Raw genomic sequence first — 20,079 nt, 5'->3', positions numbered from 1 at the left:
CGCGGCCGCCCGGCGCGCCTCAACCGGCCTGCTCCACCGCCTCGGCCGGCCTGGATGCGTTCGCGGGCGACAACCGGGCCAGGAACTCGCGACCGCGCCGCCCCGGCGCCATCAGGATGCCGGAGGTCGCCAGGAAGAACCGCTCCAGCTCGAACGACACGCAGCTGGCCACGCAGTAATCGTCGCCCTCGCTGTGGTTGACCGCGTAGTACAGCTCGATGCCGCGCGCTTCCAGGTCGGCCACGACTTCGGGCAGCAGCAGGGCCGGCGCCAGCCGCGGCTTGTCCGGATGCGGCCAGTCGACGCACTCGAGCCGGTCGCGGTCGATCTCGAAATAAGCGCAGGCCTGCAGCCGCGGATAGGCGGCGAGCGCGTCCAGCGCGAGCCGGTCGAGTTCGGCCAGATGCGCGGAGTGCTGCTTGATGTCCACGCATTGCACCAACTCGCTCAAGGCGCGCATCGCCGCGTAGTGCGCATACGAGGACGCGCCGCAGCCGTGCGGATGGACGATCTCCTCGGGCTTGCGCTCGGCGACGGTGGCGATGAAGGTCGGATAGCCGAGATCGGAGGTCGCATCGATCAGCAACACCTCGCGGCCGATGCGATGCTCGGCCAGGCGCAGCACCCGCGCCACTTCGTCGGGCAGGCAGGCGCGATCGATCAAGGCGCCATAGCGGCCCGGCCCGCCGAGATAGTGCGCGAGCAGGAACAGCGACCAGGCGTCGCGCTCGACGATCTCGCCGATCCCGTGCAGGGCGGCCTCCTCGAGACTGGCGCCGATCGCGGTACCGCTGTTGGAGCTGTAGCGAATCACGCTGCGGTAGTCGAAGTCGTCGCCCTCGCCCAACCGCGCGCCCGACGGCATGTCCGCCTGGGCGCCGACCGGGTAGTCGGGAAAGCTCAGGAACAGCGGCACCTGGATGTCGCGGCGGCCGGCGAAGAAGGAACGGTAGCGCCGGCAGGCCAGGCGGCGGCCGCGATTGTCGGCGAACGCCGACAGGAACGGCAGGCCGGCGTAGCGCGGATCGTCGATGAAGTGTTCGGCGGCGACGTATTCGACCGGGGTCGAGACGCGGGACGCCTTGCAGTAATAGTGCTCGACCGCCTCGTGCAGGGCGCCGGCCATCGAGGTCGCGGCATCGCCCTTGCCGAAACCGCGGCTGATCAACTCGCCCTCGGCGTCGCGCAGGCTGCATTTGACCGTCGTCAGCGTGCCGCCGAAATCCTCGGTTTCCACGGTCCAGCCGCGCCGGGCGATGCAGTCGCGGATGACGCGGTTGGCATCGTCCAGACTGCGCTCTCGTTCGTACGGAATCATTCCCTGCTCCTGCGCTGCGGCTCGGCGAGCCGCAGGACGCGCCGATGCGGCGCGCCGTGCGGGATCGCCGGTCCGGTGCGCTTACTTGGCGAACTCGTCGAGAAACGCCTGTTCCTGCACGGTCGGCGTGTTGAGTTCGGCCATCGCGCTTTTCAGCTCTTCGCCGGACGCCAAGCCATTGGCGCGGACGGATTCGGTGACGGGAATGTACTTGGGCTTGATCAACGACGTTTTATCGAAATCGATGCGCGTGGTACCCATGACGAAACCTCCTGTTTGGTCGAAAGGAAACCGCGAAGCCCGGTCGCGCGCCCCCGGTCCGGCGAACCGGCACGGCGATGCCCCCGCGGGCGGCCGAGGCCGCATGCGAGGGTTACCGGGTGGGGCGGCTTCGCGTCCATGACTCCCGTCACCGAAACGGACGCCGTCGAATCCAAACTGAGACCGACGATTCTGCGAATGCGTACCGCCCTGACGGTCGGGCAGGGCGGCGGTTCGATGCGGCCCGGCGCAGGGGCGGCGGGCGCCGCTGGCGGGAGCCCGAAGTTCAAAACCGGATCAGAACACGTTGGCGCGGCGCAGTTCGCGCTCGGCCAGGGACACCGCGGCGTTCTGCGGCAGGTTCCTCGGCCCGGTGACGCAGCTGACGAACACGTACTGGCGGGTGCCGCGCTTGACCTGGCCGACCAGCCAGCGCACGCCTTCCCTGCCGTCCATCACCGTCGAGGCGCTCTTGGCCGCGACCGAGACATCGTCGCGCGGCGGCGAAGGCCCGAACGGCGCCGCGCCGAAGCTGCCGACGACGACGCCCGGCGGCTGGCGCAAGGCCGAACGCACGTCGGCGATGTGTTGCCGGTCGACACTCAACTCGTCGCGGAAGAAACGGCGCAGGAACAGCATCTGCTCGTCCGGCGACACTTTCAGCGAGCCGCCGTCCCAGAAGTCGGTCGCACCGCTGCTGGTGTCGGCGTTGCCGTAGTTGAAACGGACCATGTACTCGCGCTCGCGCTGGGCGCCGAGGCGCTGGGCGATGCGCTGGAAGTACCAGGGTGCGGAGAACTGCAGCGCCGAATCCAGGTCCTGGTCGCTGCCGCTGGCGCCGTCGGCGCCGACCCGTTCCGTGGCGCGGACGATGCCGCCATCGAGCCCGGCGAGCGCATGCGGGATATCGAAGGACGCGCCCGGGCTGACCCGGCGGCTGCAGGCCTCCGACGGCGTGCGGCCGATCTCGCCGCCGCTGAGGTCGTAGAGCAGGAAACAGGATTGGATCCGGGGCTCGCCGGGAGGACCCATCGACTGGGCGAGGGCCTGGGTGGCCGCGCCGCAAAGCGAAACGGCGAACAATGCCGCGGTGAGGACAGCTTTCATGCCTGCGGTGCTCCTTGCGAAGGCGTAACGACGGGGACGGGCCGGGCGGGAGGCAAGCCCGAGGGCATGCCGACGCATCCGCACCGCTCGCCCCAGGATGCCATGCCTTATACGCGTATTTCGAGCGAACCGCGCGGCCGCGCCGGCCGGAACGGCAGCCGCTTGACCTGAAGCGCACTCGAGGTCCTATGCTCGGCTTCCCTTTCCACCGCACAGGACGGCATGGCCGCCACTCCCCCCAGCGAACCCGCCAGCGAGACCGACGGCGCCGCACCGGTCGACCGCAGTGCCGGCCGGCGCGGCGAATGGTCGGTGATCGCTTCGCTGCTGCCGTACCTGCGGCCTTACCTGGGCCGGATCGCGATCGCGTTGGCGATGGTGGTGGCGGCCAAACTGTTGAACCTGTACGTGCCGATGGCGCTCAAGCAGCTCATCGACCGGCTCAATGTCGAAGTCACGCCGCTGATGCTGCCGGTCGCGCTGCTGCTGTCGTACGGCGCTGCGCGCATCGGCGTGACCTTGTTCACCGAATTGCGCCAGGTCGTGTTCGCCCGAGTGATGGCCCGCACCTCGCGCCAGGTGACCCTGCAGGTGTTCCGCCACCTGCACGGGCTGAGCCTGAGGTTCCACCTCGCGCGCCGTACCGGCGGCGTCGCCCGCGACGTCGAACGCGGCGGCAGCTCGATCGCCGACCTGCTCGACTGGACCATCTACACCATCATCCCGGTGATCCTCGAAGTGGCGATGGTCACCACGGTGCTGGTGTGGATCTACGACTGGCGCTATGCCGCGATCACCCTCGGCACCTTGTTCGCCTACGGGCTGTGGACGTTTTCGGTCACCGAGTGGCGCACCCGCTATTACCGGGCTTCGGTCGAGGCCGACACGCGCGCCAACGAGCGCGCGGTGGATTCGCTGCTCAATTACGAGACCGTCAAGTACTTCAACAACGAAGAGCACGAAGCGCGCCGTTACGACGATAACCTGCGCCACCTGGAGAACGCCCAGGTCATGTCCATCAAGACCCTGGCGGTGCTCAACCTCGGCCAGAGCCTGGTGGTCGCGCTCGGCGTCACCGCGATGATGTGGCTGGCCGCCAGCGGCGTGGTCGCCGGCGAGATGACGGTCGGCGACCTGGTGCTGGTCAACGCTTATCTGCTGCAGTTGTCGGCGCCGTTGTTCATGCTCGGCATGATGTACCGCGAGGTCAAGCAGGCCCTGACCAACATGGAGCGCTTGTTCGGCCTGCTCGACGAACGCCAGGACGTGCGCGACTCGGCCGACGCCGAGGTGCTGGCGTCCCCGCGCCCTACGGTCGCCTTCCGCGACGTCCGCTTCGGCTACGACCCGCGCCGCGAGATTCTGCAAGGCATCGATTTCGAGATCGCCGCGGGCGCGACCGTGGCGGTGGTCGGCCATTCCGGCTCGGGCAAATCGACCCTGGCGCGCTTGCTGTATCGCTTCTACGACGTCGACGCCGGCTCGATCGCGATCGACGGCCGCGACCTGCGCGCCCTGACCCAGGCCTCGCTGCGCGGCTCGATCGCGATCGTCCCGCAGGACACGGTGCTGTTCAACGACAGCATCGGCTACAACATCCGTTACGGCCGGCCCGAAGCCGGCGAAGACGAGGTGGTGGCGGCCGCACGCGCCGCGCACATCCACGACTTCATCGTCGGCCTGCCCGACGGTTACGACACGCCGGTCGGCGAGCGCGGGCTGAAACTGTCCGGCGGCGAAAAGCAGCGCGTCGCGATCGCCCGCGCCCTGCTCAAGAACCCCTCGATCCTGATCTTCGACGAGGCCACCTCGGCGCTCGACTCGAAGTCCGAACGCGCGATCCAGTCCGAGCTCGACCGGCTCGCGGTCGGGCGCACCACCTTGGTGATCGCGCACCGGTTGTCGACGGTGATGGACGCCGACCAGATCCTGGTGATGGACGCCGGCCGCATCATCGAACGCGGCACCCATTCGCAACTGCGGGCGCTCGACGGCGTGTATGCGCAGATGTGGGAGCTGCAGCAGCGCCAGGAGGACGCGGCCGTGGCCTGAGCCGGGCCGGCTCGACGCCGTGAACACCTCAGGCCGGAGCGTCGGGTTCCCAGACCATGTAGACGTCGGCTCGCTGGTAGTGCGAGCCCGGCCGCGGCGCCGGACGATGGCGGAAGCCGACGCTTTCGTAGAGCTTGAGCGCGGGTCCGAGACGGGTGCTGGATTCCAGGAACAACTCGCGCCCGCCCATCTGCGCGAAGGCCTCGATCGCGCCGGCCATGAGCTTGCGGCCGATGCCGCCGCCGCGCAGCGAGGGTTCCACCGCCATCTTGGTCAGTTCGACCAGGCCGTCCTCGTGACGCATCAAGGCGACCGTGCCCAGCACCCGATCGGCTTCGTCGACCGCGAACAGGACCCGGCCGCCAGCGGCGAGCAGATGGGTCTGCGGATCGCCGAGCACCTCGCGGTCGACCGGTTCGACCTTGAACCAGCGCTCCAGCCATTCGATGTTGAGACGGGCGAATTCGCCGCGCCAGCGCGGCTCGAAATCGACCACACGGACGCTGCCGACCACCGGTTTGGGGGCCGGCGCGGACTCGTTGGAGGTGTCGTCGCTCATGCTTCGATCATAGACCGGCCGGCGCCGCGGCCGCAGCTCCGGACACGGCGACGGCGGCCGCGGTCGTCGTGCGAGTCGGCCGTCGCGGCCTCAGGGCTTGCCGTTGCCGTTGTCGCCCTTGCCCTGCCCTCGCGCGGCAGGCTTGTCCTTAGCGTTCTTATCCCTGGCGGGCTTGTCCTTGCCGGCCTTGTCCTTGGCTGCCTTGTCCTTGCCGGCCTTGTCCTTGGCTGCCTTGTCCCTGACCGCCTGGGCCTGCTCGCGTTCGTAATCGCGATAAGGGCGGTTCGGATAGTCGCGCCGCAGTTCGGTATCGATGGTGATCGGCCGGCCCCAGCGGTCGTAGGTCGGCACGAAGCCGCGCTTGAGCCGGTGGAACTCGGCCGAACCGGGCTTGATGCCCAGGCGCTGGGCGATCGCGCCCCAGCCTTCGGCATGGTCGCGGTCCCACTCGTCGACCACGTAGCGGCAGGGACGGCCCAGGACTTGCGCGATGGCGCAGGCGTAGTACACGTCGCCCGGCGTCCAGCGGCGCTCGTTCAACAAGTCGCCGACCAGTTCGCGCGGCGCACCGTAATAGCGGACCATTTCATCGACGAACGGCTCGCGATAGCGGGCGCCGTAGCGGTTGATGTCGCCGAGCCAGGTGTCCACCCAGACATCGCCGCTGCGCGGGTTCCAAGCGGCCGCAACGTCCTGCGCCTGGACCGTTCCGCCGCCCAACAGGGCCGCGACGGACGCGGTCAGGGCGAAGAAGTGGGTCTTGAGCTTGTTGGACATGGAGACCTCCTTACGGCCGGGGATGCGATGGCTGCTCCTGGAATCCGGTGCGGCGATTCGAGAACGATGCAGCGACACCCGCGCGGTCAGCGCGAGATGGTGAACTTGCCGAAGGCGACGCCGATGTCCCAGCCCTCGCCGGTGCCGGCCAGGGCCAGCGACACTTCGCCCTTGGTCATGACCTGCGCCTTGCTCGACTTGGCGGCGCCGGCATGGGCCTCGGCGGTAGCGTAACTGCCGAGCGTTTCGCCGATGTTATGCACGCCGGAGAACTCGCCGGTGCCGTTGACGATGCGCGACTTGCCGAAGCTCAGGCCGCCGCCCTTGGCGCTGATCCGCACCGACATGCTCTGGCCGTTGCTGCAGCTGATGGTGCCGTTGCCCGACGAGGTCTTGTAGAACACCGACCAGCCGGACATGTTGAACTTCAGTTTGCAGTCGACCGAGCCGCGGGCGGATGCGGCGCCCGGCACCGCGATCGCCGCCAGCAGCAGCGCGGCGAGCAAGGCGCGTCGCGGACGCAGGCGGGGCCCGGAAGTGCGGGCGGAGACGGCGGAACGGTCGATGGTGTTTTCGCTAACGGTGCGCATGGGCGGGCCTCGGACGATGGCGGAACCGGTCATGGACGACGGCATGTCGTGCCGGTGAGGGAGGCTAACACTGCAGGGCGGCGTCCAGCGGACGCAGCGACCCGGTCAAACGACGACGGCGCCCGAGGCGCCGTCGTGTGGCTGCGGACCGACGCCCGGATCAGTCGTCGTAGCGGTCGCGCCAGCGGCCGTTGTCGTGGCGGCCGTAGCGGCCTCGGTCGTGACGGTCGTAGTAGCGGTTGTCGTAACGATGGTCGTAACGCGGATCGTAGTAGGTGCTCTTGCACTTGCCGCGATGGTTGCAATTGCGGTCGTAGTAGCGCGGGCCGTAGCTGTAGCGCGGCGGCGCCGGGCGATAGCGGTGGGCGACGTAGCGCGGCGCGTTGCGGTAATAGGTCGGCCGGCCGTAACGGTCGTGCACGACGATCAAGCGATCGTTGTAACCGTAGTTGCCGTAACGGTAGTACGGGGTGTTGTTGCGAACGATCACGTCGGCGATATCGACGATCACCCGGGCCAGATCGTCGGCTCGGGCCGGAGCAGGCATCGCGACCGCGCCGATGCCGGCGGCGATGACGATCGGTGCGAGCCAGCGGGACAAGGCGGTCATGTCGGTCTCCTGTAAAGCCTGCTCCTCGGCAGGCACGGTGCGACTGTGAGCCTCCGACGGTGAACCGGTTTTTAATGGTTCGCACACTTGCCCGCGGCGCTCAGTCGCCGTTGGGGCGGCGCAAGCGGAAGGTTCAGCAGGGGGCGGCGAGCGACGACGGCGATGCGGACGGGCGAATGGCGCGACCGCGTGCGCAGGCGCGCCATGCGCGCCGGGCACTGAGCCCACAGCTTGCCCCGATGCCGGAGCATGACCACCGTCACGAACCGCGTATCGCCGAGCCCTGTGGGGCCGGCACGACACCCGGGCGGCGGCGCCGATTCGCGTGGCCGCCTTCCCGTGGCGCCCAACCGGCGGCAGCGACTTGTATCCGGCGAGGCGCCTCAGCCGGCGCTGGAGCCATCGCAGCGCGCCACCGCCTCGGCGATCGCAGCGGCCGAGGCCACGGTCAGCAATCGCGGGTGGTCGGCCTGCAGGCCGTGTTCCATCTCGTGGGCCCAGGTTACGTGATAGGGCATGTGGATGCCCCAGCCGCCGAGCGCGATCACCGGCTCGATATCCGAGCGCAGCGAATTGCCGACCATCGCAAAACCGCCCGGCGTCACACCGAATTCGGACAGCACTCGCGAGTAGCTGGCGTCGTCCTTCTCCGAAACGATCTCGATGCGGTGGAACAGATCGGCCAGGCCGCTGCGGGCGACCTTCTTCTCCTGGTGGAACAGGTCGCCCTTGGTGATCAGAACGATGCGGTGGCGGGCCGCGACCGCTTCGACCGCCTCGCGGATGCCGGGCAGCAGTTCGACCGGGTGATCGAGCATGGCCTTGGCCAGCAGCACGATCCGGTGGATGCCGGCCGCGGAGATCCGCGCTTCGGTGATGTCGATCGCCGCCTCGATCATGGACAGGACCATGCCTTTGACGCCGTAGCCGAACAGCGCGAGGTTGCTGCGCTCCACGGCCAGCAAGCGCTGGCGCACCGAAGCGTCGTCGATATCGACCCAGGCGCTGAGGATCCGGTCGAATTCGACCGCGGCCTCCTGGTAATAGCCCTCGCTATGCCAAAGCGTGTCGTCGCCGTCGAAACCTACCAGTTCCAGCATGGGTCTGCCTTGAATCATCGGCCACGGGCGACTCGCCCTGCCTGGGAATTGGACCGGACCGAGGTGGTCCCGGTCGGCGCGTACGCGGCGCGGAAACCGCGCGGCGATGGGCATTATCCCGCAGCCCGATGGCAGCGCCTATGCGGCGACGGCCGGAATGGGCGGCTGCGGCGGCGCCGGTGTCAGGGGAGGCTCAAGAGGGCGGCCCGGCGGCACGGAGAGAGTGTGCCGGTACGGGCCGCCGGGGAACGCGGTGTCGGACGCCTCGCAATCGGCGGGTCGCGCCCGGTTCGGTCGGGATATTCGGTCTGAATATTCGGTCCGGATTGAATCGGGACGCTCGGGTCAAGCGCACCCCGGACCAAGGCGCGGCAGGTGGAAGAAGGCGTCGCCCCGGGCCCTGCCCGGCAGCCAGCGGCGCCTTCCTCCATGGCCACGGCCCGCGCTCCGGACCGCCGGCCATCCCCAACGCAAACCTCAGCTCTCTGGTTCGCCGCTTTCGTCGCGGAAGTTGTTGCGGCGACCGAATTTCCGGTGGCGCTCGAGTTGCGAGTTCATGTAGTTGGAGATCATCGCCGCCAGTTCGCTGTCCGGGCCGAGCGCATTGATCACCGTCAGCCACATGCCGCGGTAAATCCAGCGGTTGCTGCGGACGTAGTTCTTGCGCCAGGGCCCATAGACCGCCTCGGGCAATTCGGTCCAGAAACGTCCGGTCGCCATGACCCACAACGCGGCCTCGACGAACCGTCGCGCGTCGTCGGCACTGGCATTGCGCGTGTAGACCGTCCGCGGCAATACGGCTTCGATGGCCGCCCACTGCTTCTCATCGAGCCGGGTGAATTTCAATTCCTCGCTTTCGTAGTGGGACATGGACTCGGCTCCCAGCTCGTCTGCGGGATCGTCGATTTGTTCGCTGCTGAACGGATGGATATTGCACACGGCGTGATCTGCTTATGGGTATGTCTAGGGGGTTCCGAAGGGTCGTAGCCGACTGGGGCGAATCCATCGACACGAACCGGGATCGGACGACTGACGCAGTGCATTACCTCCTTGGAATCGGACTGCTTCGATTCGTGTCGCGGGCTACGACGGCTTGTTGATACCGGGCTGGCGCCCTGGCTGCCCAACGCTGGCTTTCGTCCATTACCGCCATCCTCAGCCTTTGTTGCTGGAAACGCGCCGTCGAATCGGGGCGCAAACTAAATGTTCTTCAGTGCACACCATTTGCATGGCACGACTGCTCGAAGCGTGCGTTTAACAGGATGCGAATCGAAATGAAAATTTGATATGTGCAACGACACCCACATTGTTCAACCCCGATTATCAAGCGACCGGATCAACCCGTCCGCCTGCGCCCACCGGGCTGCACCCGGCAACCGCACTGCCATTAATTACATTTGAAACTCCGGCTTCAAGCGTGCGCCGCCGATCGTTATCCGAACCCTTGCGGGTCAAGGCATCCAGGCCGCAGCGAGCGAAATCGCGAATAATTAAATCGCCCGCTCCGCACGCCCTCACCGCCCTCTCAACAAGATAAAAGCCGAGCGCCGGAATCTCCATGAGCAAAATCCACCACGCCTCGGATTTTTGCTGCCGGTTGCATCGCTCTGATCTGCGGCCACCTGCCGCGACCGCTGCTTGTTATGGATAGCAATACAAATTCTGTGCCAACCATCACGTTTTTTGGCCAGATCCAGCAAAGTTTCGCCAACTACGCGATGAAACGGTTTACATCGGGAAAGAAAGCGCTCTTCGTGCCGACTACGTGCCGCCCTCGCCCCACCCTCGCCCTGTCCGGCCCACATATTGGGGCGCTAATTGACGGTAAATGTCAGCCGCGTGACACTGAATCGGGATTTCCGAAAGAAACCGCGAACAAAACTTATTTTTGGCCGGCGGTTATCGAAACCCACCTCGGCCGGATGCATCTGCGCGTTTCGCAAGGTTCAGTTTGAATAAGCACTGCGGCTCATTCCAATCAGCCGAGACGCCGAAAGCTCGAGGCAACGGCGATATCGCCGACGAAGCCGATATCGGTCGCCACCCAGGCAGAAGCAACGAGGTGCGTCGCAGTAAAGGGCGACGCGGCCGGTGACGCGTCGGACGCAGAGGGGAAACCGTCGGCCGGTGTGCCCGTGGCCAAGCGATCGCCCCGGGCCGATGCGCCGCCGGCGATTCGGCGGCGCGCAGATGTCGCGGCCTCAGTCGACCGTGCAAGTCAGGGTCACGACCATGGAGGCTCCGTTGGCCAAAGCGCCCAAGGCGACGCCGCTTTCCAACTGGGCCAGGGACAGGCCCGGCGGACAGGCCGCGCCGCTGCAACTCGGCGGCGCGGTGCAGGTCAGACCGCTGCGATTGGCCGCCGGATCGCTGAGCACTGCGCCGGTAACCGTGTCGGGACCGTTGTTGCTGACCGCAATGCTGTAGACCGTGGTCGCGCCGCGCGCCAGGGTGTCGTTGCCCTGGTCGCTCGGGCCGGAACCCGGTGTGTTGGTCTTGGTGATGATCAGGTCGGCGAGCGGATTGCGGGTATTGGTCAGGGTGCAGGTCAGGTCGTCGCCCGGCACGGCTGCGACAGTGAAACTGGTGCCGCTGCCGGCTGGAGTCTGCCCGCCCGCCAAGGCGTTGGTGCAGGCGTAGCCCGTTACATAGTTGGCGAGATTCGCGCCGCTCGCAGCAGCTTCGCCCAGTACATAGTTACTGCCTGTCGCGGCCGGGCTCAGCATTGCGACTTCGGTCGGAACATTCGTGGCTCCGGTGGTAGTGACGCTGACCGGAGCCCCGGGACCTGCAATGGTCAAGGTGAACTGATCGGCGGCAACGAAGCGCCCTAAAGGTAAAGCCTTCTGCAGCCTCAACGAGGCTTGGCCGTCATTGGTGAAGGTGCAAACGATCGTCGCGCCGGGAGCCGTCGCGGCGGCATCCAGAGTCACCGTTCTACCCGCGAGGTCGGGCGTTGCGGTGCCCCCCGCGCCCAGCCCCGTACACGCGATACCGCTTACCGCATAGCCGACGACGGCGGTTTCGGTCACTGTCGTCGCTACCCCAGTCGCAGTCAGCAGTTGCACCGTGCCGTTGACCGGGGTTCCAGCCACGGTCGTCGTCAGGGTTTGCGCAGCCACACCGTTGGTACCGGTGAAGGCGAACGAGCCGACCCCGCCATTGCTGATCTTCGACAGCGCGAACGTGGTGCCGACAGGAGTGGCATGCACCGCGCAGTAGCCGGTCAAGGCCACCGCACAGTTCGGCGCCGGGCTGGAGATCGGTCCGGTGAATGCCGTTGTCGCAGTATTCGTCACCGTTGGGGCAGACACCGAGTCGATCGACACGCGAAAGGTCAGCGTGGCCACGTTGTTCGGCGCCAGGAAGCCCATGGTGCCCGGAGGTCTGCCCTCGGAATTGATCGGGTAATTGGAGGCGAACGGATACGCCGCCTGATTGAGGTTGGTTCCGTTCAGAGTAGCCGTGTTCGCCACGTAACTGGTGCCGGCCGGCAGCGCATCCGACCAGCTTGCGCCCGTCGCCGGCGTGCTGCCTACGTTGGTGATCGTCACCGTGTAGTCGATGGTGCTGCCGACGACGACCACGCTGGCCGGATTGCCTTGCGCGTCGCGGGCTTGTCCAGCTTTGGTGATCTGGAACTTCGGCGCGCCGCAGGCTGCCATATCGGCCGCCCCAGGCTGTCCGCTATTCGGCACCGGCGCCCCCGTGATGGTAACGATCGCCGGATTGCTCTGGATGTCGGTCGGCAACTGTGCGTAGTTTCCCGAACCGCTGCCGATATAGAAGTTACCTGCATAGTAGGCAAACGACCCCCACTGCATGCCTGCCACGGGATTGGTGATTCCGCCATTCGCCAGCGAGGTGATGAGCGGCGTCAACAGACCGGTCGTGGTGTTGACCTCGTAGAAATACAGAAAATCATTGCCGGTACGGTTGAGCATCATGAACAGACGACCGGTATTGTCGTCCTGGGCAAGATCGCCGCCGGTGTAGTCGAGCGTGTTCGCCTTGTTCAAGGTGATGGTGAGATCGCTGATGGGCGTCAGACTGCCATCGGTGTTAACCGTAAAACGCTTGGTCGTCCAGGTATGCGTCGTCGTCCCGCCGCCCGTGGTCGGCACACTCGTGTTGGCATAGAGCACGCCGTTGCGGATGGTCGCTCGCGCCCACTTATTGGTCGCCGGACCGATACCGGGGCCGTCGATGTCGGTGGCCACCTGGGTCATGCTCCCGGCGGCGCCGCTGGTGCGGTAGATGTTGTCGTCGTTACCGACGATATAGAGGTAGCCGGTGCGTGCGTCGATCGCCAAGCCAGCCGAGCCGGTCAGGTTATTCGTCACCGACACCGGCTGTGCGGTCAGCGTAACCGGATCGACCCGAAACAAACCGACGCTGGTCGGACTCGTGTTGGTCTCGGCCCAGATGACGTTGCAATTCTGGTCGGTGAACTGAGCGGATGCGGGCACGGCCACGGCGCTCAAGGCAGTCGCGGCGGCCACATAGAACGCGGTACGCATGAAATGGGAAACGGCCTTCAAGTTATCTGCTCCTGTTTGGCGAACGACCCGCCGGATCTGTACGCGGCAGACGATCGCCCGAACTTCGCGCGCAAGGCTGCAGCCCACGCGTACGCGCGTCGCCGCATCGTCGCCACCCGTGCCGTCGTCCGTGCTCCATCGATGAGTGATCGGCCGCCCGACTCGCGCAGGCAGGCACAACGCCAACGCGGACTGCAGCGCCACCGCATCGGGCACCACCTTGGTCGCCGACTTTTCGGCAAGCCCACGCCGCCAGTTCGCCACGGCAGTCCCGACTGCCGTGTCTCGTCGTCAGTAAGTACCGACCAGATTCAAGAACCAACCCTTGTGGTCGTAGTCGAAGTTGGTCAGGTCGTCGCTGAACTCGGTGAAGTTGTAACCCACGCCGACGCGGAAGTTGCGGCCGATGTCGCGGTCCACGCCGACCAGGAAGCCCTGGCGGTCGCCGCCGTCGCGCACGCCCAGCCAGCGGTATTCGGCCAGCGCATGCCAGGTTTCGGCGAACTCGTAACGGGCCTGCGCGGCGGCGAAGGTCGTCGCCGAATCGGCCCATTGGCCTTCGAGGCGGCCGTAACGCACTTCGCCTTCGCGACGCGCCAGCTTGCCTGCGAACTCCCAATGGTGGTTCGGGTTGTAGATGCCTTCCAACGACAGGATCTGACTGCGCTGATCGTAGAACGCCACGTTGTCGCCGATCTGCGGCAGCGCCGAGACGTCGTACAGATAGGTGTACTTGCCGAGCAGCGCGTACTTGGTGCTGTTCCAGGGCCGCCAGGCGAACCCGATGTTGCCTTCGATGAACTTGGCGCCGGCCTCGGCGTTGATCTGGTCGGTGGTCTCGGAGTAGTTGAAGCGGGCGGCGATGCGGAAGCTTTCGTTGATCTTGTGGGTCAGGTTATTGGTCGTGACCCACTGCTCGCGACGTTCCGCGCCAGTGTCCTCGCGCCACTCCAGCTTGCTTTGCCACTGCGTCGCCGCCGAGGTGTGGCCGCCGCTGAGGCTGACCGCGCGGCGATCGACTTCGCCGATCTCCTTGTCCAGGCGTGCGCTTTGCAGGGTGAAGCCGAGGTTCCAGCCCTGGCTCGGATAGAAATCCATGCCATAGGTATGGGCCAGGCCGGATTCGTTCGGCGCCTTCAGGAACTGGCTCTCGTTGTACATGCTGACCTGGTTCGACAGGCGCCAGCGCTGGCCGAGCGTCCAACCCGAGTTGAGGCGGTTGTTGAACAGCGGGTCGTAGTCGGTGCGGTCGGTCGAATAGGTATAGCTGCCGTAGACCGTGTGGTCGGGCTGGATGCGGTATTCGGCGTTAATCTGCGCCGCGTCGCCACGGTCGCCGGTGGTCAGCTCGGCGCCGACGCTCGACAGATTTCCGAACACGTACTTGCCGCCCAGGGTGAAGGCGTCGTTGTCGGCGTAGCGGCCGTCGTCGTCGTCCAGGGTCACCTGGGCGGTGCCGTACAGGTCGAAGCTGCTGCCGAAGCGGCGCTTGTACTGCAAAGCGCCGAGCACGCCGGCGGCGTCGAGGGTGGCGCGGTTCTCCTCCACCCGGCGGATTTCGGCGGCCCAGGTGGTCGAGTCGCTGATCCGCCATTCGCCGGTCAGCTGCGCCTGGGTCAGCGATTCGGCGCCGCGTTCGGCCCGGCTGTAGCGGCCGTAGATGTTGAACGAGGGATTGAACTGGCCCAGCACTTCGAAACCGCGTTCCTCGACTTCCTGGCCCAGGTCGTAGCGCGAAATCGAGAAGCCCGGATCGACGCGGCGCCACCAGGCGCCGGCCGACCAGTCCAGATCGGTCCAACCCAGTTCCTTGAAGTTGGCCCGCGCTTCCACCGAGCGCGCTTCGCCCTTGCGGTTGTCGAGACCGGAATTGATCTCGTTGAAGCTCAGGCCGCCGTTGTCGGAGAAGAAGATCGGCGAGCTGGTCGCTTCGGTCCGGCTCTGCTCCAGCTTGAGGTAGGTGCCGCGGCCGGCCTGCAGGGTCAGGTCGGCGCCCTTCAGGGTGTAGTCGTCGCCGGCGCGGTTCTCGTCGACATAGGTCGCGCCGAGTGCGACGTGGTTGCCGAACCAGTGCTTGCCGCGGAAACCGGCGGTGACCGAGTCGGCGTCGAAGCCGTTCGGGATGAACTCGTAGTCGACCAGCAGCACCTGGGTGAAGCCGTCCAGCGGCGTGTCGCGGGTCAGGGTCGGGATGTTCTCGCGGGTGACCTGCGCCAGCGGACGCGTCAGCAGGATGCGGCCCTGCATTTCGTCGATCTCGTAGTCGGCGCCGCGCACCAGGTCGACCCGGTTCTCGACCCGGCCGGTGGTGGCGTCGCGGACTTCCAGCACGATCTTGTCCGAGCCCGGCAGCACGTCGGTGTGCTTGAGGTAGTACAGGCTGCCGCCGGTGCCGATGAACTCGTTATGGCCCGGCGCGGTCTGCGCCTCGGACCCGAACACGCGCAGTTCGCTGCCGGGCTCGCCCAGCACGGTGCTGCGGCGGCTGCGCCAGTTCAGCGCGCCGCCGTACAGCGAACGGCTGTACTGGCCGTACTCGGTGCCGGTGATGCCGGTCTCGAAGTTGCCCCACAGCGCCTGGCTCTTGTCCCAATCGACCCGGACGTACAGCCGGCCCATGGTGTCGACGTCGCGGTAGGTGGTCGAGTCGTCGCCGTAGACCGGGTAATACAGGTCCGGATCGAGGCGGCGGAAGATGTCCTGCGGATCGGCTTTCCAGAAGCCGTTGAACAACTGGCTGACCTCGCGCTCGCGCGTGTCGGCCTGGGCGGTGACCAGGTACTTGCCCTTGATCTTGCCCTTCAGATAGAAGCCCAGGCGGCCTTCGAGCAGGAAGCTCTTGTCGAAATGCTCGTCGCCGGCCAGCGGCTCGATCGAGCCCGAGGCGCTGCCTTTCGATGCGGTCACATCGGCGATCGCGACGGCGAACATGTAGCGCCCGCTGACGTCGATGTCGAGCTTGTGATTGATCTCGCCGCCCTCGCCCTTCAGGCGCAGGTCGTACTCGTGGCGGCCGATCGGCTCGAGGTATTCGGCGACCAGCTTGCGTTCCAGGTCGACCGGGAAGTTGCGCCCGTTGATCGTGACCGAATAGTTCTCGGGGATGTTGCGGCCCTGGATGCGGATGCGCGAGCCGTAGATGCCGATGTTCTGCTGGCGCAGCGTGCTGCTGCCGAACACCGCTTCGGTCAGGCTGTTGCGCTGCGCCTCTTCGACGCCGAGCGAGGTGCCCTGCTTGCGTTCCATGGCGTTGCGCATGGTCTGCAGGCCGCGTTCGGCCTCTTCCGGCCGGACCAGTTGCATGCGTTGCGGATAGGTTTCGTCGACGCTGCCGTCGGCGCCGTAGGCACGCACGAGGTACAGCAGTTCGTCGCCGGCACGCGCTTCATAGCCGGCCGGCAGGGTGCCGTCCCATTCGGCCTCGCTGATCGCACCGACCGGCAGCTCGACCTTGGCCAGCGGATCGACCAGGTCGGTGTCGCTGGCGCGGTAGATCAACACTTCGGCGCGCTGGATGAACGAGGAATAGTTGTTGTACGCGTAGAAGCGCACCGGCTTGAGCACCTTGGTCCCGTCGAACGACACCAGGCTGCTGCTGCTGATGTTCATCTCCGGCCGGCCGAGGGTGGGATCCTCGGTCGCCCAGATCACGCCGCCGTTGGGCAGGCTGACCGACCACTTGCCGATCGCCACCGCCTTGCCCGGCTGCTCCAGCGCCACCGTCACGCGGCGGTCCGGCTGCAGGGCTTCCGACGAGGACTTCGCCGTCGTGCCCTGGGTGACCGGCTTGCTGTAGCTGCGCGTGCGCAGCTTGAACAGCAAGCCGTCTTCGCCGCTGCACGCGTCTTCGGTGCACTTCACGGCTTCGGCGGCCCCTTCGGTCTGGGCGGCGGCCTCCTTGGTGGACTCCTGCGCAGTCGCCAGCGGGGCTGCGCCCGCCAACAGGCTGATCAGGGTGTAGTCCAGCAATTTCATTTTCATCTTCATGATCCGCCCCCTCAATTCCGCTTCACGTCGACAGGGGCTGTCGGATCGTTACTCGACTCGACTCGCACCTTGGCGCGCACTTCGGGGCTCAGTCGTTGGGCCAACGCGTCGTAGACGGCCTTGGCGCGTCGCATGCCGAGCGCAGTGTTGTATTGGTACGAAGCGCGTACATCGGTGTGACCGACGATCGCGATGACGCCGCCGTGCATGCGCTCCAGCGCAGCAGCGACCTTGTCGAGCAGCGGCTCGAACTCCGGCTTGATGGTCTCCTTGTCGGTATCGAACAGCACCGTGCCCAGCAGGGCACCGCCCTCGCCCAGGCCGACGATCAGCGAACCCGGATCGTCGGCGTTGCCGCGCACGCTGACCTTCAGCGCCTGCAGCACGTCGGCCGGCAATTGCTTGACCAGCTCGGCCTTGACCGCGGAAGCCCGTTCGAACGCCAGCGACTCGCTATCGCCGTTGGCGCTGATCACCACTTCGCCGCCGCGATGCTGCTTGATCTTCTCGGCCATCTTCGCGACCGCCGGCAGATACTGCGCACGCACCTCGGCGCTGCCCGCGGCGAAGAAGACTTCGCCCAGTTCCATCTCGACCTGCTCCTCGCCGCCTTCGATCAGCCCGGCCGGCAGCTTGACGCCCCAGTCGAAGCGGACCGGCAGGCCCGGGGTGACGCGACGCGTCAGCGGGTTGTCGGTGGTGAACACGCTGCCCGGAGGCAGGGTCGACGGATCGACCTTGAGGATGAAGTTGCGGCCGCGTTCCAGGGTGCCCACGTCCACGCCCTCGAGGTGATAGCGGCCGAACTGGTCGGTCTCCATCAACAAGCCCTCGATCGAGGCGATGCGCACGCCCGGAATACCGCGTTCGTCGACACCGGTGTTGCGGACGATGTAGTCGACCACGTAACCGCCTTCGGTCGGGCTGACCCGACGTTCCACCGTCGGTGCCGCCGCGCTCAGGTTCTTGGCCGCGTCGCCGCTGCGCTCGATCCGGGTGGTACCGGCCGCATCCATCCGCACCGTCACGCCCTGCCTGGTGGTCAAGGCGAAGTCGTCGGTGAAGCTCAGCTCCTTCAGGCGCTGGCTGATCACCACGCGATGGGCATCGGCCGGATCGGCATCGGACTGGCGGGCCGAGATGCTGCCCAGGACGATGCCGTGCAGCATCGGCGAGCTCGCATCGGGTTCCGCCTGCGGACCGTTGCCGCGGTCGACCGTGGTCGAGTTCGGCAGGTAGGCCTGCGGAGCGAAGCCGCCCTGGACCCGCGCATCGTCGATCGCCGCGCTGTCCTGCCAGCCGTCGCCGTCGCGGTCGTCGAACACGGTGCCCAGGACCAGGGCATGGTCGAGCAACGGATCGGCGATCAGCTGCACTTCGGCCGTGGCCACGTTCGAGACGATCTTGCCGTTGTCGCGCATCAACGCACTGTTGGAGTGGATGCCCGCACGCACGCCGGCGCCGACCCGCAACAGGTAGCTGAACGTCGCGCGCTCGCCGGCGGCGATGTCGACCTGGTCGACCTGGATCGGATAGGTACCGACCAGGCGACCGACGCCGTCGCGATCTGCGACCGACAGCGAACCGTCGACGAAGGTGAAGCCCGCGGGCGGCGTGTCGACCAGGGTCGCGTCGATCGCGTCGACGGTACCGGTGTTCTCCACCGTCACCGTGTAGCGGACCAGGTCGCCGATCTTCACGTCGCGCGGCGAGGCCTGCTTGATCACCCGCAGGGTCGGCGGCGGCGCCACCGTGGTGCTGGTGGTGCACGCGCCCACGCAGGACGGGTTGTCCGTACCGGTGCCGACCACGGTGTTGTTCACCGTCTCCGACGCCTGTGCGTTGACCTTCGCGGTGTAGCTCACCGTGTAGGTGCCCGGCACCGTACCGGCCGGCAAGGTGCACACCAGCGGGTTGGCCGCGTTGCAGCTGTAGCCGGCGGCGTTGGTCACCGCGGTGAAGTCCAGACCCGTGCCGAGCGTGTCGGTCAGGGTCAGGGCGTTGCGCGTCGGCGCATTGGCCACCGTCGTCGTCAGCGTGTAGGTGATCGTGTCGCCTTCGGCCACCGGGCCGGCCGTACTGGCCGACTTGGTGTAGCTGACCACCGGCGGCGCGACTTCCGTCGTCACCGAGCACCCCACGTTGCTGCAGTTCGGAGCGTCGGTACCGGTACCGATCACCGCGTTGTTGACGCTGCCGCCGGCCTGGCCGTTGACCCGCGCGGTGTAAGTCACCGCGTAGCTGCCCGGCACCGTACCGGCCGGCAGGCTGCACACCAGCGGATTGGCCGCATTGCAGGTGAAGGCACCGGCGCTGGTCACCGCGACGAAGTCCAGGCCGGCCCCCATCGTGTCGGTCAGCGTGGTCACGCCCGTCGTCTGCGCGTTGGTCACCGTGGCCGTCAAGGTGTAGGTGATCACATCGCCGACCACGACCGGACCGGCGGTGCTAGCCGTCTTCTCGTAGCTCACCGCCGACGCCGTCACCGGAGTCGTGGTGGTGCAGGTGCCGGTGCAGGTCGGGTTGTCCGTGCCCGTGCCGACGACCGCGTTGGTCACGCCGACCGTCGCCTGCGTATTGACCTGCGCGGTGTAGGTCACCGTGTAGACGCCCGGCACCGTACCGGCCGGCAGCGTGCACACCAGCGGGTTGGCGGCATTGCAGGCATAGCTGCCGGCACTGGTCACCGCCACGAAGTCCAGGCCAGCGCCCAGCGTGTCGGTCAGGGTCAGCGCGCCGATGGTCTGCGCGTTGGCCACCGTCGTGGTCAACGTGTAGGTGATCACGTCGCCGACCACGACCGGACCGGCCGTGCTGGCGGACTTGGTGTAGCTGACCGTCGACGGCACCACCGGGGTGTTGATGGTCGTGGTGCACGTCGGATCGGTGCTGCCCACCGGGCAGACCGGGCTGCTCGAGGTCGCGGTGTTGCTGATGCTGCCCGCGGTCACGTCCGCCGCGGTCACCACGTAGGTGCCGGTCAGCACACAGGTCGCACCCGGCGCAACGCTCGCGCAGGTGATCGTGCTCGGGGTGATCTTGCTGTCGTTCACCACTACGTTGGTCAGGTTGCCGCTCGGGCTGGTGTTGGTCACGGTGACCGTGTAGGTCAGCACGTCGCCCACCGTCACCGTGCCGCTGCCGTCGTTGTCGGCATTGGCCATGGTCTTGGCGATC

15 protein-coding genes are annotated in these 20,079 nt (G+C 66.8%); 2 read left to right on the top strand and 13 right to left on the bottom strand.

Translation table 11 applies throughout. The annotated features are described in order from the left end of the window. Positions 1–19: 19 nt before the first annotated feature. The 3 genes from AC6CH2_RS20390 to AC6CH2_RS20380 all read right to left on the bottom strand — a co-directional run bounded on the left by AC6CH2_RS20390 (position 20) and on the right by AC6CH2_RS20380 (position 2,686). Positions 20–1,318 carry a YcaO-like family protein gene (locus AC6CH2_RS20390; RefSeq protein WP_498270811.1) on the bottom strand — a complete coding sequence of 433 codons (1,299 nt, stop codon included), beginning with the start codon at positions 1,316–1,318 and terminating at the stop codon, positions 20–22. A gap of 81 nt (positions 1,319–1,399) precedes the next feature. Continuing rightward, a complete protein-coding gene (locus tag AC6CH2_RS20385; protein WP_435394495.1) occupies positions 1,400–1,579 on the bottom strand; it encodes a hypothetical protein in 180 nt (59 codons plus the stop codon). Between the two features lie 297 nt (positions 1,580–1,876). Beyond that, the gene (locus AC6CH2_RS20380) at positions 1,877–2,686 is read right to left on the bottom strand and encodes a penicillin-binding transpeptidase domain-containing protein (protein ID WP_435394496.1); all 810 of its coding nucleotides are present in this window, start codon (positions 2,684–2,686) and stop codon (positions 1,877–1,879) included. 222 nt (positions 2,687–2,908) lie between these two features. Between AC6CH2_RS20380 and AC6CH2_RS20375 the strand changes: the two genes are divergently transcribed. After that, positions 2,909–4,738: an ABCB family ABC transporter ATP-binding protein/permease gene (locus AC6CH2_RS20375; protein ID WP_498270810.1), complete on the top strand. Its 1,830-nt coding sequence runs from the start codon at positions 2,909–2,911 to the stop codon at positions 4,736–4,738. Positions 4,739–4,766: 28 nt separating this feature from the next. Here AC6CH2_RS20375 and AC6CH2_RS20370 read toward each other — a convergent pair whose 3' ends face one another. The 7 genes from AC6CH2_RS20370 to AC6CH2_RS20340 form a co-directional block, all read right to left on the bottom strand. Continuing rightward, positions 4,767–5,297 carry a GNAT family N-acetyltransferase gene (locus AC6CH2_RS20370; protein ID WP_498270809.1) on the bottom strand — a complete coding sequence of 177 codons (531 nt, stop codon included), beginning with the start codon at positions 5,295–5,297 and terminating at the stop codon, positions 4,767–4,769. A 90-nt stretch (positions 5,298–5,387) separates the two neighbouring features. Then, complete coding sequence (locus AC6CH2_RS20365; RefSeq protein WP_498270808.1) at positions 5,388–6,074, bottom strand: hypothetical protein; 687 nt, start codon at positions 6,072–6,074, stop codon at positions 5,388–5,390. Between the two features lie 86 nt (positions 6,075–6,160). Next, the gene (locus tag AC6CH2_RS20360; RefSeq protein WP_498270807.1) at positions 6,161–6,664 is read right to left on the bottom strand and encodes a hypothetical protein; all 504 of its coding nucleotides are present in this window, start codon (positions 6,662–6,664) and stop codon (positions 6,161–6,163) included. Between the two features lie 160 nt (positions 6,665–6,824). After that, complete coding sequence (locus tag AC6CH2_RS20355) at positions 6,825–7,274, bottom strand: hypothetical protein (RefSeq protein WP_498270806.1); 450 nt, start codon at positions 7,272–7,274, stop codon at positions 6,825–6,827. A gap of 383 nt (positions 7,275–7,657) precedes the next feature. Continuing rightward, positions 7,658–8,374 (bottom strand): HAD family hydrolase, encoded by a 717-nt coding sequence (locus AC6CH2_RS20350; protein ID WP_498270805.1) that lies wholly within the window; start codon positions 8,372–8,374, stop codon positions 7,658–7,660. A gap of 477 nt (positions 8,375–8,851) precedes the next feature. Then, the gene (locus AC6CH2_RS20345; protein ID WP_498270804.1) at positions 8,852–9,313 is read right to left on the bottom strand and encodes a transposase; all 462 of its coding nucleotides are present in this window, start codon (positions 9,311–9,313) and stop codon (positions 8,852–8,854) included. 384 nt (positions 9,314–9,697) lie between these two features. Beyond that, the gene (locus tag AC6CH2_RS20340) at positions 9,698–9,934 is read right to left on the bottom strand and encodes a hypothetical protein (protein WP_498270803.1); all 237 of its coding nucleotides are present in this window, start codon (positions 9,932–9,934) and stop codon (positions 9,698–9,700) included. Between the two features lie 83 nt (positions 9,935–10,017). Between AC6CH2_RS20340 and AC6CH2_RS20335 the strand changes: the two genes are divergently transcribed. Continuing rightward, positions 10,018–10,329, top strand: a complete 312-nt coding sequence (locus tag AC6CH2_RS20335) for a hypothetical protein (RefSeq protein ID WP_498270802.1) — start codon at positions 10,018–10,020, stop codon at positions 10,327–10,329. A 246-nt stretch (positions 10,330–10,575) separates the two neighbouring features. On the opposite strand, the gene AC6CH2_RS20330 is transcribed toward AC6CH2_RS20335, so the two are convergent. From AC6CH2_RS20330 to AC6CH2_RS20320, 3 genes are all read right to left on the bottom strand, one after another. Then, positions 10,576–13,179 carry a prealbumin-like fold domain-containing protein gene (locus AC6CH2_RS20330; protein WP_498270801.1) on the bottom strand — a complete coding sequence of 868 codons (2,604 nt, stop codon included), beginning with the start codon at positions 13,177–13,179 and terminating at the stop codon, positions 10,576–10,578. A 27-nt stretch (positions 13,180–13,206) separates the two neighbouring features. Then, positions 13,207–16,896: a TonB-dependent receptor gene (locus tag AC6CH2_RS20325; protein ID WP_498270800.1), complete on the bottom strand. Its 3,690-nt coding sequence runs from the start codon at positions 16,894–16,896 to the stop codon at positions 13,207–13,209. A gap of 17 nt (positions 16,897–16,913) precedes the next feature. Further along, positions 16,914–20,079: CLIPPER-2 domain-containing protein (locus AC6CH2_RS20320; protein ID WP_498270799.1), on the bottom strand; the 3,166-nt coding region annotated here is incomplete at its 5' end.

The organism is Lysobacter sp. GQ73, assembly GCF_059758755.1.
This window is presented reverse-complemented; position numbering and strand designations above follow the sequence as displayed.